The sequence below is a fragment of the Pleurocapsa sp. PCC 7319 genome, from assembly GCF_000332195.1.
Lineage (GTDB): Bacteria > Cyanobacteriota > Cyanobacteriia > Cyanobacteriales > Xenococcaceae > Waterburya.
Genome location: NZ_KB235922.1, coordinates 2,594,915 through 2,610,689 on the forward strand (window position 1 = coordinate 2,594,915; position 15,775 = coordinate 2,610,689).

17 protein-coding genes are annotated in these 15,775 nt (G+C 40.0%); 1 reads left to right on the forward strand and 16 read right to left on the reverse strand.

From position 1 onward, the window contains the following. Positions 1-23: 23 nt before the first annotated feature. Positions 24-2,597 carry an FG-GAP repeat protein gene (locus PLEUR7319_RS35580; protein ID WP_019506185.1) on the reverse strand — a complete coding sequence of 858 codons (2,574 nt, stop codon included), beginning with the start codon at positions 2,595-2,597 and terminating at the stop codon, positions 24-26. Positions 2,598-3,261: 664 nt separating this feature from the next. Between PLEUR7319_RS35580 and PLEUR7319_RS43530 the strand changes: the two genes are divergently transcribed. Beyond that, complete coding sequence (locus PLEUR7319_RS43530; protein ID WP_202804238.1) at positions 3,262-3,384, forward strand: IS1 family transposase; 123 nt, start codon at positions 3,262-3,264, stop codon at positions 3,382-3,384. A 96-nt stretch (positions 3,385-3,480) separates the two neighbouring features. Here PLEUR7319_RS43530 and PLEUR7319_RS0115740 read toward each other — a convergent pair whose 3' ends face one another. The 15 genes from PLEUR7319_RS0115740 to PLEUR7319_RS0115810 form a co-directional block, all read right to left on the reverse strand. After that, complete coding sequence (locus PLEUR7319_RS0115740) at positions 3,481-5,016, reverse strand: iron uptake porin (protein WP_019506186.1); 1,536 nt, start codon at positions 5,014-5,016, stop codon at positions 3,481-3,483. An 85-nt stretch (positions 5,017-5,101) separates the two neighbouring features. Further along, entirely contained in the window at positions 5,102-5,800 is a 699-nt protein-coding gene (locus PLEUR7319_RS0115745; protein ID WP_019506187.1) for an isochorismatase family protein, read from the reverse strand. 61 nt (positions 5,801-5,861) lie between these two features. Beyond that, positions 5,862-6,296 carry a DUF6640 family protein gene (locus PLEUR7319_RS0115750; protein ID WP_019506188.1) on the reverse strand — a complete coding sequence of 145 codons (435 nt, stop codon included), beginning with the start codon at positions 6,294-6,296 and terminating at the stop codon, positions 5,862-5,864. A gap of 38 nt (positions 6,297-6,334) precedes the next feature. Beyond that, positions 6,335-6,994 carry an isochorismatase family protein gene (locus PLEUR7319_RS0115755; RefSeq protein WP_019506189.1) on the reverse strand — a complete coding sequence of 220 codons (660 nt, stop codon included), beginning with the start codon at positions 6,992-6,994 and terminating at the stop codon, positions 6,335-6,337. 198 nt (positions 6,995-7,192) lie between these two features. Continuing rightward, entirely contained in the window at positions 7,193-7,801 is a 609-nt protein-coding gene (locus PLEUR7319_RS38215; protein WP_019506190.1) for a flavodoxin domain-containing protein, read from the reverse strand. Positions 7,802-7,833: 32 nt separating this feature from the next. Then, positions 7,834-8,475: a hydrolase gene (locus PLEUR7319_RS0115765; protein WP_019506191.1), complete on the reverse strand. Its 642-nt coding sequence runs from the start codon at positions 8,473-8,475 to the stop codon at positions 7,834-7,836. A 31-nt stretch (positions 8,476-8,506) separates the two neighbouring features. After that, a complete protein-coding gene (locus PLEUR7319_RS0115770; RefSeq protein ID WP_019506192.1) occupies positions 8,507-8,812 on the reverse strand; it encodes a hypothetical protein in 306 nt (101 codons plus the stop codon). Between the two features lie 132 nt (positions 8,813-8,944). Next, complete coding sequence (rd, locus tag PLEUR7319_RS0115775) at positions 8,945-9,106, reverse strand: rubredoxin (protein ID WP_019506193.1); 162 nt, start codon at positions 9,104-9,106, stop codon at positions 8,945-8,947. 52 nt (positions 9,107-9,158) lie between these two features. Further along, positions 9,159-9,893 carry an SDR family oxidoreductase gene (locus tag PLEUR7319_RS0115780; RefSeq protein WP_019506194.1) on the reverse strand — a complete coding sequence of 245 codons (735 nt, stop codon included), beginning with the start codon at positions 9,891-9,893 and terminating at the stop codon, positions 9,159-9,161. 306 nt (positions 9,894-10,199) lie between these two features. Further along, positions 10,200-11,459: an NAD(P)/FAD-dependent oxidoreductase gene (locus tag PLEUR7319_RS0115785; protein WP_026102557.1), complete on the reverse strand. Its 1,260-nt coding sequence runs from the start codon at positions 11,457-11,459 to the stop codon at positions 10,200-10,202. Between the two features lie 23 nt (positions 11,460-11,482). After that, positions 11,483-11,866: a DoxX family protein gene (locus PLEUR7319_RS0115790; RefSeq protein ID WP_019506196.1), complete on the reverse strand. Its 384-nt coding sequence runs from the start codon at positions 11,864-11,866 to the stop codon at positions 11,483-11,485. 80 nt (positions 11,867-11,946) lie between these two features. After that, entirely contained in the window at positions 11,947-12,099 is a 153-nt protein-coding gene (locus PLEUR7319_RS41340) for a hypothetical protein (protein ID WP_019506197.1), read from the reverse strand. 119 nt (positions 12,100-12,218) lie between these two features. Continuing rightward, a complete protein-coding gene (locus PLEUR7319_RS0115800) occupies positions 12,219-13,322 on the reverse strand; it encodes an alkene reductase (protein WP_026102558.1) in 1,104 nt (367 codons plus the stop codon). 33 nt (positions 13,323-13,355) lie between these two features. Next, on the reverse strand, positions 13,356-13,994 hold the full coding sequence (locus PLEUR7319_RS0115805) for an NAD(P)-dependent oxidoreductase (protein WP_019506199.1): 639 nt from the start codon (positions 13,992-13,994) through the stop codon (positions 13,356-13,358). A 152-nt stretch (positions 13,995-14,146) separates the two neighbouring features. After that, positions 14,147-15,691 (reverse strand): FAD-binding domain-containing protein, encoded by a 1,545-nt coding sequence (locus PLEUR7319_RS0115810; RefSeq protein ID WP_019506200.1) that lies wholly within the window; start codon positions 15,689-15,691, stop codon positions 14,147-14,149. Positions 15,692-15,775 lie beyond the last annotated feature (84 nt).

Below are 15,775 nucleotides of genomic sequence, written 5' to 3' on the forward strand. Positions count from 1 at the left end.
AGGAAGAATATGTGATTTTAACTTTAGACAAAAGTGAATGCTGAATCGTCAATAATTAAACTAGAATCGACATTCTCTAAAATAGCTATGGTTTCCCCGACAGCAGAAATACCAGGATCGTAAATTAGTTTGGCATCTATGGTTCCTGTACTAGACGTAAAGAAATCTAAGCTATATAAATCTGCTGAACCTTGAAGTTGAATTGTATCTTGACTAGAATCAAAATCAGTAATTAGAGCCAAGTCAGTGTCACCTACGGTTAAATTATCCCCATCATCATAAAAGATCTGTTCTTCATCTGCCAGAGCAAAAATATCACTACCTGCCCCGCCAGTTAAAGTGTCTATTTCACCATTGCCAAATCCAGAATTCAAGTCACTAGGATTAATCCCAATTAGCAGATCCTGGCCACTGCCACCAGTGAGACTATCATTTCCATAACCACCAGTTAGAGTATCATTACCCGAATCGCCTTCGACCAAATCTTCGCCCGCACCACCATAAGCTCGATCGCTTCCGGCTCCGCCTTGGAGAGTGTCATTGTTACTGTTTCCCTGAAGAGTATCTTCTCCGGCGCCTCCATTCAGAAGATCGTCACCCGATTGTCCTAAAAGACGGTCTGATTCACTAGCACCATAAATAATGTCATTGCCACTACCGCCCAAAATTTCATCCCTACCACTATAGCCAATTAGGCTATCATCGCCAGCTTCTCCTAAAAGACGGTCTGATTGATTACCACCATTGATAGTGTCATTGCCATCTCCACCCAAAATATCATCACTACCATTATTCCCAATCAGGCTATCATCACCCTCATTACCAGAGATATTATCGTCACCGTCTTGTCCACTGATGGTATCATCGTCTTCTCCCCCAGTAATAAAATCATCTCCACTACCACCGAGAATTTCGTCCCTGCCACCAAGACCTTGGAGAATATCATCCCCTCCCAAACCAGAAAGGAGATCATCTCCATTACCACCAGTCAAAACATCATCATTGTCATCGCCAATCAATTCTAAAGGCAGGACACCGAAGATGACATAGCTTTCTCCTTCGTCACTATAACTATTACTGCCAGCGTCTGCGTATGGTGCACCAATAATTAGATCGTCAACACCATCACCGTTAATATCCCCTGCACCACTTACCGAACTGCCGAAATCATCGTAGTCATCAATACCTGTGATAAGCAAACCGTCAATATCTTCAAGATTCGCTAAATCTAAGTTGGCAGCAAAACCATCACTACTGCCAAAGATGATATAGGCTTCTCCTTCATCGCTGTAATTTCCGCTAGAGCCAGCATCAGGTGCGCCGATAATTAGATCGTCAACACCATCACCGTTAATATCCCCTGCACCACTTACCGAACGACCCAGATTATCGTAGTCATCGATACCTGTAATAACAAAGCCATTGCTACCATCAAGATCAGCTAAATTCAAGCTAGCTGCAAAATCGTCACCATTGCCAAAGACAACATAGGCTTCTCCTTGATCACTGTAATTTCCGCTAGAGCCAGCATTAGGTGCGCCGATAATCAGGTCATCAATACCATCGCCATTGACATCTCCTGCACTGCTGACAGAATGACCCAAATTATCGTTGCTATCAATACCTGTAATTACAAAACCATTGCTACCATCAAGAGCAGTTAAGTCTAAACTAGCAGCAAAGCCGTCACTACTGCCAAAGATGACATAAGCTTCTCCTTGATCACTGTAATTTCCGCTAGAGCCAGCATTAGGTGCACCGATAATTAGATCGCCAACACCATCACCGTTAATATCCCCTGCACTGCTGACAGAACGACCCAAATTATCGTTGATATCAATACCTGTAATTACAAAACCATTGTTAGCATTCAGTTCTGAAAGTTCTAGACTACCAGAATTTCCTACATTAGCATCACCAAAGACGACATAACTTTCTCCGCTGTAGTCACCTTCGTAATAGTTTCCACTAGCATAATCACCAGCATAAGGCGCACCAATAATTATGTCATCAATGCTGTCTCCATTCACATCTCCTGCACTGCTAACGGAACTCCCCAAATGACCGTAGTCATAAAGACCACCAATAACAAAACCATTACTGCCATCAAGATCAGCTAAACTCAAGTTGGCAGCAAAACCATCACTACTACCAAAGACAACATAACTTTCTCCGCTGTAGCCACCATAGTAATAGAAACCAAAAGAAAAATCAGCAAAAGGCGCACCGATAATTAGATCGTCAATGCCGTCTCCATTAACATCTCCTGCACTGCTAACAGAACGCCCCAAATTACCGTAGTCATCAAGACTGCTAATAACAAAACCATTACTTCCATCCAGTTCCGAAAGTTCTAGACTTCCAGAATTTCCTACATCAGAACCACCGAAAACAACATAACTTCTACCACCTGAACCATAACCATAATAATAGTAGTAACCTCCAGGTGCACCGATAATTAGATCATCAATACCATCACCGTTTATATCTCCAGCATTGCTTACAGAATAACCAGAATTTTCTCCATTGTTGACTCCTTTAATTACAAATCCTTGAGTACCATCTAGTTCAGACAAATTTAAGGTTGAAATAGCCATAATAACTCTCCGATAATAAGCCTCTGAGTATTAATTGTTTAGTGTTATAGATTTCTAAATTTTCACAGTATTAAATTGAGTTTTTAGTGTATTAACTATAACTACAAATTAAAAATCACTTTATAAATAGTTGGTTGTTTTTGTTTCAATTCTTAATAGCAAATAATTTACAATAAACAAGTAATATTACTGAGTAATTTAGTTTACATAAACTAAATACAAAATTAATTATCGTGTTAAAAATCCAAGTAGTTAAGCACATTAAATCATCTTGCTTTTCTAACATAGCAATGAAAAGTATATGATATTTGAGTACTTTGACAAATAAATGATCGATTAAATATCAAGCTTGGTTGTTTAATATCAATCTAAAATGACACTATTTATTATTAGAATTTTTATTCTATTGATTTATAAATTAAGTTGTTTGTATAATATTTTTGAAAAAGAATCAGAGAATAATTTGTTTTTTTTGATATTAATGGTGTTAATATCATTGCATTGGATTTAATTTTTAAAAATATAGAAGTCTCAAAATCAGTAAATATACGATTGTAATTTATACGTATAAAATAAAGATTGACAAAGAGAAAGTAACTAAAATTGGTAGTCCTGTAGAAGTAATGATCTAAAATGAGCGTTGATCTTAAATAACTTGAGAGCAATGCCTACTTGTCCTAACTGCCATTCTGAGAAAATTGTCAAAAATGGTCGGATTCACAACGGAAAACAAAGATTTAGATGTAATCAATTGGCTTTGCCACTGCGCGGAGCGCAATCGCGATAAACAAGCAGCCAGAAAACTATGGAATTCCTTGTTAATTTGATTAGTATGAGTACATTGAGTCATAGTTTTTTTGACCAAAAAGTCCAATCTTAACTTTTAAAAATTAAATACGGTTCGGATCGTTCCTGTATAGATAGTGTCGTTTGCACTTTGATTGCCAGCATTACTGATTACCTGTAGAACAGGCGCGATCGCAATAAAGTCACTAATCGGATAGTTGTAGTAAGCTTCAAAATTAGTTTGAGTATTATTACCAATCTCACTGGCAATAAAAGGTTGTCCCGCAGCAATACCCAATATTGCCCCCTCTTTAATGAGATCGAGTACTGAAACTCCTGCCATCCAATAGTTAGGTTCGATATCCCCAAAAGCAGTATCCTCGTAATTACCGTAGCTATAGCGTCCAAATACGGCGAATCTGGGTAAAAATTGCCATTCGGCGTTGATACCAAATACATCAAAACGACTGTCAAACACTTCTCCACCACTGTATTGCAAACGCACCGCAACAGTTTCGGTGGGTGCATATTCTAACTCGACAATTCCCTGATAGAAATCACCAAATAAGCCCCCGTTTCCTGCTTCACCTGGATAGAGCAAAGCAGTAAAAGTAGACAAGCCTTTGATAATACCGCTCAGGTTTTCATTAGGATCGGCAGCCTCAGCAGCATTATAGGTAGCACGGAGCGTAAACTTCTCTTTAATTGTCCAACTAGTATAGGCACCGCCACTAGGTCCTTCTATAGGAAAAAGCAAGTAATTTTGGGCTAAAGATTCAGTGGAAATACCACGAAAGCTCGGTCTAGTAAACTGACTAAAATCAATATAGTCAGTAGCAACCATCGCTGGACCGAGTGCTACTTGCAAAGTTTCTGCTGGTTTAAAGCTATAGTAAACTCGTCCAACACCAATATTCCCATCGCGAGGCGGACTATCAGAATAGTTTAAGATAGAGCCAAAGTTGGGTTCGAGAAAACTAGCAGCGTTATCGTTAAAGCCATTACTACCTGTATCAATCCGAATTTTGAGATTATCTGTACCTGTAAAGCTAGTATCAAAATCGAGATTGGTGCGATAGAGTAATGTAGCTTGAGGTTGATTTTCTGTGATTAAATTACCATTAGGATCTATAATTCTATCTCCCGTAAATCCACCAGCATTAAAGGCAAATATTGCCTGTCCCTTAAGTTTAGTAGTGGTAGAAAACTGGTTATCTTCTAAAATAGCAACTCGATCTTCTAAACTATTAACTCTACCAGCAACACTCGCTAATTCTGCTTCAAAATCTTGAGTTAACCTCTGCAAACTGTCTAAGTCTTCACTAGAGATATTAATACCTTTGGCAATCAACTTTTCCATCTGATTTAAACAAGAATTCAAACCCGCAGCAAATTCATAACGAGTTAAAGCTCGATCTCCTTTATAGGTGCGATCAGGAAAACCAGCAATACAACCGTAGCGATCGCTTAAATTACTCAAAGCTTCATAAGCCCAGTCTGTAGGCGCAACATCCCGCAGTTGGTTAACGTTAACTATCTGACTTTGAGAATTATCTTCTGTAGAAGCTAAAGCGGTAATCGGAAAAAGTAAGCTCAAAATAAGACTTGCAAAAATGAAAGGTAATTGTTTCATCTAAATTCTTGAAACTGTCTGCTTTTATCTATTTGAGAATTGAAGCCCGAGCGCATTATCTAATTGATGCTTACTCAAGCATTAATTAGTCTGCTCTTTGTAAACGATCTTCAATATTAGGGTACATACCTTTGGCATACATTAAATTATTAGTAATAAAACCCAAAGCAGGAATATGTTCGCCTACCACTTGCATTGATGGTTGGTCTTCAGGATTATGGTGATCTCGCAATAATTCACCCCAAATTCCTGCCCAGTTAGTAACAATAACTCCTGCTTGACTCATCCGCATCATAGCAGCCTGAGTTGTTAATAAATCCCAGTTACCAGAAGCATCAATCACTGCATAAACATCATAACCGTCGGCTACTGCACTCATAGCGGGAAAAGCAAGACAGACATCGGTAGTACAACCAGCCATAATTAACTTTTTACGACCATACTGTTTAATTTGCTCGCGAAAATTGGGATCGTCATAAGCATTAACATGATGGCGATCAATAATTGGTACATTGGGAAACATTTCTACTAATTCACCGATCAAAGGACCACCAGCATTTTCGCCACCATAACCCCCTTGGGTTAAAATTACTGGCAAATCAAAAACTTTGCCAATTTTTGCCAAAGCAAGAATATTAGAGCGTAGTTTTTCGGTAGCAATATCTCTGCAAGCTGAGAGTAAACCTGTTTGATGGTCGATGAGAATCAAAGTAGCGTTGTCTTTAGTTAGACGATCTTCATCATGGTAAATACGAGGGTAAGCTTGTTCGTTGATGTTTGACATTTTAACTTTTCTCTACAATAGATTGATCAATTTCAAATAGAACAATGATCGCTTTTGCACTTCATTTAGATGTAACCTTATCGCTACGATACAACTTATAGCTAACTAGCGATAGGATTACATTAATACCAGCCAAAATAATATTGGGATACAAAGGTATACCAGCTAAACTAGGTGGTGTTTCTTCTGGACTGACGCTTAAACTAGATCCTGGAACAAATACGGCAATAAAAAACGAACCCCAAAATAAAATTGGGACAGCAGCAGCAACCATAAAACTAATATTTGGTTCTAGCGATCGCCGCCAAATTAACCACAAACCAACAATTGACATTCCAGTCAGCATACACAACAAAACGACATCGTGAAAACGAGCGTGAGATGTCCATTCTGGATTAAAAACGTGACTTTCATTCCAATCAACAATGATAGATATAAGTGCGCCACTGACTAAAACAATAGACAGTAGAAATTTACCTATGTTAGCTTTTGACATAATCTAATCTGTAATTAAAATTGATCGAGCTTCAGAACTTAGCTAACACCCTGGATTTGTTTTTTAGTCCGCTCGATAATATTAAACATACTCCAGTTAGGTAGGTGTTCGTTATAGATATCCAATACCCCTTGTGCTTGAGGATTTGTCCAGTCACCGAGTAGTTCTGCTATTACACTCAGCCAGTTAGTGCAGACTACACCCGCTTGAGTTAAACTGGCGATGGTAGTTTGCAACACCATTGGATTCAGATTTCCGCTAGCATCCATCACCAACCGCACATCATAACCAGCAGCAGCAGCGCTTTTAGCAGGTAAACCCGCACAAAAATCGGCAGTAATTCCGGCAAATATTAATTTTTGTCTGCTTGTAGCTTCAATCGCCTCGCGAATTGCCGGTTCGTACCAGGAATTAATTTTGGTGCGATAAATTACTTCAACATCGGGAAATAATTCTTCTTTAATTTCGGGAATAATTGGACCGATCGGTCCTTTTGGTCCCTGGTCAGCAGCACTGAGAACTACTGGTAAATTAAACAGTTTGGCTGTTTTGGCAAGGGCGATCGCATTCATTCTCAAAGCAGAGGGATCGATATCGCCAGGAAATAACATCAGTCCCGCTTGGTGATCGATCATTACCAATGCTGCATTGTCTGGGGTCAGCATATCGGAAAAATCGCGTTCTTGGGGTCTAGTCATAAAATGCTCCTGAAATTAAGCGAAAATTTTTGTCAGTGAAATATTAATTAGATGGAAATAAAATCAATGCCAGCACTTGTACTTCGGTTTATCTCTACTATCGTCTCACGATCGCGAAGATCAGTCTTGTCTATTCTTGCCCGAATTAGTCTATTCTTGACCAACAGTCTATGACTTGTTTGAAAGTCAATGATTTTGCTAACCTTGAGTAAACATTTTGACTATCTCTGGCGGTGGTGCGACATTACCCTTGTCCATCAGGTCTTTGCCAGCAAGCTGCTGAGTAACTCTAGCAATATTGGCTCCGTGATGATAGCCTGCCTCCAGCATTTCTTCAGTCACACCAACGGGTTTCATAACGACATCGCCAGAACGTCCATTAGGTCCCCAGTGCATTCCCGCCACTTCAAAACCTGGAGTAGTTTTCGGTAAAGTAACCAAAATCATGCCACAGGCTGCCATTGCTGAGAGCATTCCCAACTGCGCGAGTTCGCAACCCGCCCCCATATTGCCGTATCCACCTCCTACACTAAACACTCCGCCTACTTTGCCGACAACTTCATCCGTTAGCCACAATTGTTCGAGGGTATCTTCAATAAACTTTTTAATCCTGGCATCGGCAGTACGATGGCGGATTGGAGAACCGAGAATTAGAGCATCGCAGTCTCGAACGTCTTCTATAGTTGCTTCTTCAGAAGATTTTAGAGTAACCGCTGTTTCGACAGACCTCGCTCCATCAGCTACGGCTTCAGCCATTTTTTTGGTATTGCCAATGCTAGTAGTGTAAACAATTAAAATCTTTGCCATAGTTATTACTACTTTGAAGTTATTAGCGGATTTTAATGACCAGCAGCGGCAATATCCCCTAAAAAATCATATAAACCCATGTGTTCGCCAAACGCCCGATTCATTCCCGCAGAGGTTTTGCGGTCTTCGTCGTGTTTGAGTTCGGCTGCCACAGCGATCCAATTGGTCATAATTACTCCTGCCTGAGTCAACCGCATGACAGTAGCGAGTTCTGCTTGAGCAGTCCAAGTTCCCGAAGCGTCAATTACCGCATAGACATCGTATCCTGCTTTGATTGCTGCTAGGGCAGGAAACGCCAAACAAACATCGGTAGTAATTGCTGCCATAATTAGCTTTTTACGATTGGTATCTTTAACAGCTTGGAGACATTCGGGGTCGTTCCAGAGATTAATCGGCGAGCGATCGTAAATTTTATGCTCGGGAAACAGTTCTTTGATTTCAGGGATAGTCGGACCATTAGGACCTTTTGCCGAACTGGTAAATAATACTGTAGGTAAGTTAAAGACCTTGGCTGTTTTGGCTAGCCCAATTACATTATTTTTGAGAATTTGTTGGTCGATACTTTTGACTCCCAGAAATAATCCTGCCTGATGGTCAATTAAGAGCATGGCACAATTATCTGGAGTTAGCTGATCGTAATATGCTAAGTTTTGCGCGATTGCATCAGTATTCATTAAATTTACTCCTAGTTTGTATAATTTCTGGTTATTTATCAAAGTCTCCGCTGATAAATCCTCCTCCATGGAAATATACGATCGCAGGAAGTAAGGTTTCGACACTTACTTGTGGTCGATACAATCGCAAATCTATAGCAGGAGTAGAAGAAGTTTGATAGTTTTCAACTTTTGCTACCTCTTCAATAGCCCCAGCTAGCGGAATTATATCCCTATAGCCCTGACGCGCTAACTGAACTAAATCGGCATCAGGGGATGAAGATGTGGCTTGAGACTGCATAAGTTTTACCAGATTACGGGTATCTGCTGTCATTCTGGCAAAGATGTCTTCTGGCATATTTTTAATAGTTTGGCGTGTAGAATTTGGCGATCGCTCGTAGTTTACCTACAATAGGGGGTAAGTCAAATTTGGTTGAGATTTATTCAGTCAGTTAAAAGTCTTATGCTTTATTTTGGTGCGACTATGTTTTTAATCCATTGGTTCAAACTGAGATTTGGTAGCACCGCATTTAGGACAAGACCAATCATCGGCAATGTCTTCAAAAGCGTTTCCTGGTTTGATGCCTGAATCTGGATCGCCTTTTTCTGGGTCATAGATATAACCGCAAACAGTGCATTGATATTTTTTCATAGTTTGATGTTCTTCTAGTTATATAAAGTAATTAGAGAATTACCAGATCGCCTTAGACGTAACCGCCACCTACCTCGAAAACATGACCCGTAATCCAGCGACATTCATCACTAACAACGAACCCGACAACATCGGCAATATCTTCTGGCTGTCCGATTCGATTAAAAGGAGATTGGGCAGCAGCAGCATCAGCATCATCTCCAGAATTAACGTACATTTCAGTTTCCGTCGGTCCAGGAGCTACTGTATTAACGGTAATATTGCGATCGCCTAGTTCTAGTGAAAGAACTTTACTCATCGATTCCACCGCAGCTTTAGAGCTAATATATAATCCAAAACCAGGTTGAGGACGTACAACTAAACCACTCGAAACAGTTACAATTCTTCCGTTATCTTTAATTCGTTTGGCAGCTTCTTGGAGACAGAAAAAAGTACCTTTGGTATTTAAACCAAATACTTTATCAAACGCAGATTCATCCATATCTATCAATTTACCCACATCGCCAGTACCCGCAAAGGTAACAACAATATCTGGTTGACCTAGCTGCTGTTCGGTCTGTTCAAATAGCTTAGTTACTTCTACACTTTTACTTAGGTTTGCTTGTAGCGCGATCGCTTTGCCTCCATTTACTTCAATCTTGCTCACTATATCTTTAGCAGCGCCTTCACTACCGCCATAATGGACTACTACTTTTGCCCCAAGTTGAGCAAGTTTTAAACAGACGGCAGAACCAATACCCCCAGAACCACCTGTAACAATGGCAATTTTTTCTTTGAGATTACTCATAGTGCAATTTGAATTTCTATTTGTTATTAGACTAAATAAATGAAAGTACGTCTTTTACTTTCTTGCTCAAAACAACAAAATATTGCTTTAATGCTGAGTCAGGGTTATCACAGAAGGACAATCTGAAACTGTAAACCAAGACCATTCGGTATATTCTTCCCAGTTAACACAGCTACAGTTCAGTACAGGAAGTTGCACCGATAAAAATAAACACTCCTGCCACCTCTATCTCTTGTTTTTTTGAGTTTGATTGTTAATAATTTCCACCCTCTCCAAACAATCATTTCCCATCTAAAAATATATTTTCTATTTCAATTGTGTGCGACTGTCAGCAGATATCATCGTGTAAACCTGTCTAACAGAGCGATCGCGCCGTAGATAATCTTTTAACCACGCTCCCAAGACTTTGAAACGGTTTGACAGTCCTGGTAGATAGTAAAGATGGATGCCCAACCACATCAGCCAACCAAGGAAACCACCAAGAGGAATTTTACCGAGCAATAAGATTACCCCTGCATTGCGAGCGATAATAGCTGCCCGACCTTTATTGAAATAATTGAAAGCTTTGGGGCTTTTTCCCTTCAGTTGTCGCTGAAGATTTTCGGCTACCATGCCCCCCTGTTGTAAAGCTTCTGGGGCAATACCCACTAATGGTTTGCCATCTTGTTCGACATATGCCACATCCCCGACTGCATAAACATGAGGATATTTTGGTAGCTGCAAAGTATCTTGCACTTCCACTTTATTTTTGCTAGCTGTAGATACTTCTGCTTGCGGTTTGGGTAAACTGGCTTCTACTCCTGCCGTCCAAATAATAGTGGCGGTAGTAATTCTGGTTTCATCTTCTAAAACCACCTCTGTGGATGAGGTTTCTTTAACTCTGTTATTGAAATGTACTTTTACTCCGCGATCGCGCAACGTCCGTACAGTATACTTTTGTAAGTGTTTGGGGTAGCTGGCAAGCAAATCAGACCCCGACTGTAACAGGATTACCTTTGCCCGCTCTAAATCTAGTTGAGGATAGTCTTTAACCAAACAATCGTAAATCAACTCCTGTAAAGCACCAGCCATCTCGACACCAGTAGGACCACCACCGACAATGACAAAGGTTAGTAATTGCTCTTGTAATGAACTATTCTCGAGATTCTTTACCGCCTGTTCAAAACAGCTTAGGATATGGTTGCGAAGCACGATCGCATTGTCCAAAGTTCTTAGAGGAAAAGTAAATTGGGGTGCGCCCGAAACTCCCAGAAAATTCGCCTGACTGCCCGAAGAAAGCACTAAGTAATCATAGGTCATGGTGCGTCCATCGGCAGTTATGGTTTTGTTATCTGGATTGATCTGTTCTACTTCAGCCATCAAAAAGTCGGCGTTAAAAATGTTGCGTAACGCTTTACGAATTGGATAGGCAATCAGTTCTGGTTCGATAAAGCCCGTCGCTACCTGATATAGCATGGGAATGAAAGTATGATAGTTGTAGCGATCTATTAGTAATACTTCCGCATCAGCATCTGAGAGGCGTTTGACCGCCCGCAAACCTGCAAAACCTGCACCGACAATAACGATTTGAGGTCTGGATCTGTCTGTTTTTAGATAGTCTTTTTTTTTCCATCGATACTCAACGCCCCCGAACCTGCGTAAACTACCATCAGTAATCCGCCAATCAGACCGATATTCTTGAGAAAGTCATTCCATTGGCTGGGATCGGCAATGGGATTGTGAAACATTAAGCTGGCAGGAATCAGGAAAATAATTAAGAGAATCGCGCCGATATTGGTTTGATATCCCAGTACTAAAAATATTGCTCCCAACAGTTGAAATACAATCGTTCCTACCGCCAGCAAACCAGCTAAGGGTAATCCTTGAGAGCCTATCAGTTCGACAAATCCGCTAAATCCCGTGATATGGCTAATGCCTGCCTTGAAAAAAATTAGGCTCAGGCAAATTCGGGCTGCCAGGGCTACATATTTCATATAAGTAATAATTCCTTTTTCTATAGGTCGACTATATTTATAGCAAGACAACAAATAATTCTTCTATCTAAAGTTCGTTTTCAACTACCACCCCATTGACTGTGTTTCTGGTATAGCGCGCCAACTTTTTCACCTTCAGAACTTTGCCAATCAGCCATTAGTTCTGAAGCAATACAGCCCCAGTTAGTAATGACCGCCCCCGCCTGTATACGGGTGATCGTATTTAGTTTCAATTTTGGCGATCGCTAAATATAGTAAGGTGTACTCGTGCTGGCTGCTAATTTACTTTTTTGAAAGGACTTATTTTTTCTTGCTTTACTATGTCTTTTTAATTTTTCTCCTCAAATTAATACTAGCTAGTCGCTAAAAAAGGATAATCAGTATAACCAACGGGTGCATTTTCATCATCACCCCGTCCATAAAAGGTTTTGGGATTGGGTTCGTTTAATTTTGTATCTAGTTCAAACCGTTTGACAAGATCGGGATTGGCAATATATGGTCTGCCATAAGACACTAATTGGGCTTGTTCTTGAGCTAAAACTTCATTACCCTTTTGCTTGTTGTAGCCACCGTTGGTAATAATTGTTCCTTGGTAAAGCGGACTAAATACGGGTAAGACGGGATCGATTACATCAGCATTTTTCAGATCGATTTCGCTAGCTTCCATTAGATGAATATAAGCAAGGTTAAAATCGTTTAATGCTTTGATAATATAGCTAAAAGTTTCCCGAGGGTTGCGATCGCCCATACCATAAAAAGTATTACTAGGAGATAGTTTGATCCCGAGATGATCGCTTTCCCAAACTTCCGTTACTGCCCTAACTACTTCTAATAAAAAGCGGGCACGATTAGCAATTGAACCACCATACTCATCGGTGCGTTGATTGGAAACATCCTGTAAAAATTGGTCGATTAAATAACCAAATGCCCCATGTAACTCTACCCCATCAAAACCAGCTGCTCGAGCATTTTTTGCTCCCTGACGAAACTGTTCTACTATTTCAGGGATTTCTGAAGTTTCCAGAGCGCGGGGAGTTTCCATTTCCACTTTACCTATGGGTGTATGTAGCGTTCCTGGCGCTGCGATCGCACTGGGAGCAACGGGTAATTCACCATTGATTAAAGAAGGATGGGCGACTCTACCACTATGCCATAATTGCAGAAAAATCTTCCCTCCCCGATCTTGTACGGCTTGGGTAACTAATTTCCACCCTTCTACTTGTTCTTGGTTATAAATCCCAGGAACGTTCATATAGCCATTGCTTAAGGGAGAGACCATAGTACATTCAGTAATTATTAATCCCGCAGAAGCTCTTTGGGCATAATAAGTAGCCATAAGCTCTGTAGGAATCGTGCCATCAGCTCGTAAGCGAGTCATCGGCGACATCACTATGCGATTAGTTAAAGTTTGATCGCCCAATTTAATGGATGAAAATAAGGTCGTTGATGAATTCATAATTTATACAGGCAAGTTGCGAAGAAATATAATCTAAGTTGTAATTAAGGGAGTTTGGTGTAAATAGCGATCGCTATCTATTTGCTGAACTAAAAAATCTGCTACATCTGCACGAGAAATAGTTTTAGCTTTTTTGCCTTCCAAATTCACCAATACACGATAATCACCCGATTCTGGTTCGTCAGTTAGTTCTGTAGGACGAACAATAGTCCAATCTAAGTCACTTTGCATTACTTCTTGTTCCTGACGATTTTTGTCTACATAGATGCGTCCGAGCATTATGGGCAAGATTAAGTTATCAAAGATAAATCTGCCATGTCCTTTGCTGTCCCCCGCTCCAATACCAGTCATACAAACTAGACGCTTTACTTCATGTTGCTCCATCGCCTTGATAATATTGCGAGTTCCTACAGTACAAAGATCGGGAACGCTAGTTAGTGTAGACCAATTCAGAGGTGCGCCAAAAGTAATTACGACTGCTTCTTGTTCCGCCATCGCTGCTTGAATACTGGTAACATCCATCACATCTCCCTGAGCTTTATGTAAATGGTTTTGGTTATCGAGCTTCTGGGGAGAACGAGTAAAAGCTGTTACTTCATGTCCTGATTTTAGGGCTTTGGCTACGGTTAAACGACCAATATTCCCCGTAGCACCACATATAAGTACACGCATTAGTTTGTCCCGTAAATAATGACGGTGCGATGAATTGTCTGGATTTGCTTCACTATGTCAAATTTACTAGCGATTGATTCTTTTAGCTTCTCTGTTATTGTCCGTTTTTGTCTAATATTGCTCGTAACTACAGGTAATTACCTAAATTATTATTAAGACAAATCGTTATTAAGATCCTGATATTGTTTATCTTTGACCGCGAAGTATTTTTCTACAGTTTCTTTGGCTTGAATGGCTTGATAGTATTCTTCTCCCCGTTCTCTCTCCAAGCGATCGCGTACCTTAGACCTTAAATTGGATATTACCTTACCATTAACCGATCGAGTTTTTTTCCAATCTACAACTGGTTTCGGATAAGAGATATTTGGCAAGTATTCACCTGATAGTATTTGCTTCATGCTATGACCTCTCAGTTCTGGTATCCAATAAAGTACAAATTGCAAATTAGGATCTTTTTCCTGCAAATTTTTAGAGGGATTGTAAATCCTGAAGGTTTTAGACATAGGGTTAGTAACTCCTGACTGCATCTGCCATTGCCGATGATTAATCGCAATATCACCATCGACTAAACGAGTCATAAAGTAACAGGCTCCATGTTGCCAAGACACACCACAATTAATAGTTAAAAAAGTCGCGCACATTGCCCGCATCCGAAAGTTCATCCAACCCATTTGATTGAGTTGACGCATACTAGCATCGACCATCGGAAACCCAGTTATTCCATTACACCAAGCCCAAAATAATTCTTGCTTTTCCCCTGTCAAATCATTTCCAGAATGATACCGATCAAACTCTGGGTCGGGATTTTGAGTTGCTAATTCAGGATGATAATAAAGTCGTTGAGTAAACTTGTCGTGCCAACGAAGACGATCTAAAAAAGCTTTGAGAGCAAAGCCCTTTCTCGTTTTTGGTTCTTGAATTTCCTCAATCAGCTTTCTAGTTCTTTGAAAAACTATTCGGGTAGAAATAGTACCAAAACAAAGATGAGGTGATAAATGCGATGATGCTCCTTGCTGTGCTTCCCAAGGACGGGACATCTTCCAATGGTAGCCCCAAAATCGATGACTTAAAAAAGAATTTAGGGTAGCTAAAGCACGATCCTCCCCACCAACAAAGTAAGAAGATTTAACTTGCCAATAATGCCAATACTTTTGCTTCAATTCTTGAAAAGTTAGCTGAGGAAGGTTGAGGCTAAGATTAGGAGTATTAATCAGCTCTGGGGTAGGATGTAATGGTTGATTTTGATAGTAATGATAGTCTTGCCACAAACTTTCATAGCATTCTTGTTCAGTCTGAAGAAAATGATTTAGTCCGATGTGAGTTTCTAAATTGAGCTGACTATACAATTCTAAAATTTCTCTGTCTCGCTCGATTCCATAACTTACCTGAACATCCCGATTAAAATAAAGCTTGGGCTTTTTTCCTAGTTGGATTAAAGAGCGGGTAAGAGCCTCAATGATAGGGACGGATTCGCCATTAAACAAATATAATCGACTACCCCGTTTGACTAAATTAGTGTTGAGGTTATCTAAAGATTCCAATAAAAATTTGACCCTAGCTGCTCCTATTTCTTTTTGCCGGAAAAACCAAGGGTCAATTATAAAACAAGGTAAAATATCTTGTTGATTTTTAGCTGCCTCGTGAATGATTTCGCAATCACTCAAACGGAGATCTCGGCGAAACCAAACTATCTGCATTTTTCTGATTCGCTACAATGAGCTGCTAACTTACACTACACTTCTTAGATTCATCATTATAGTACTAACCAAATTATTAGAGAA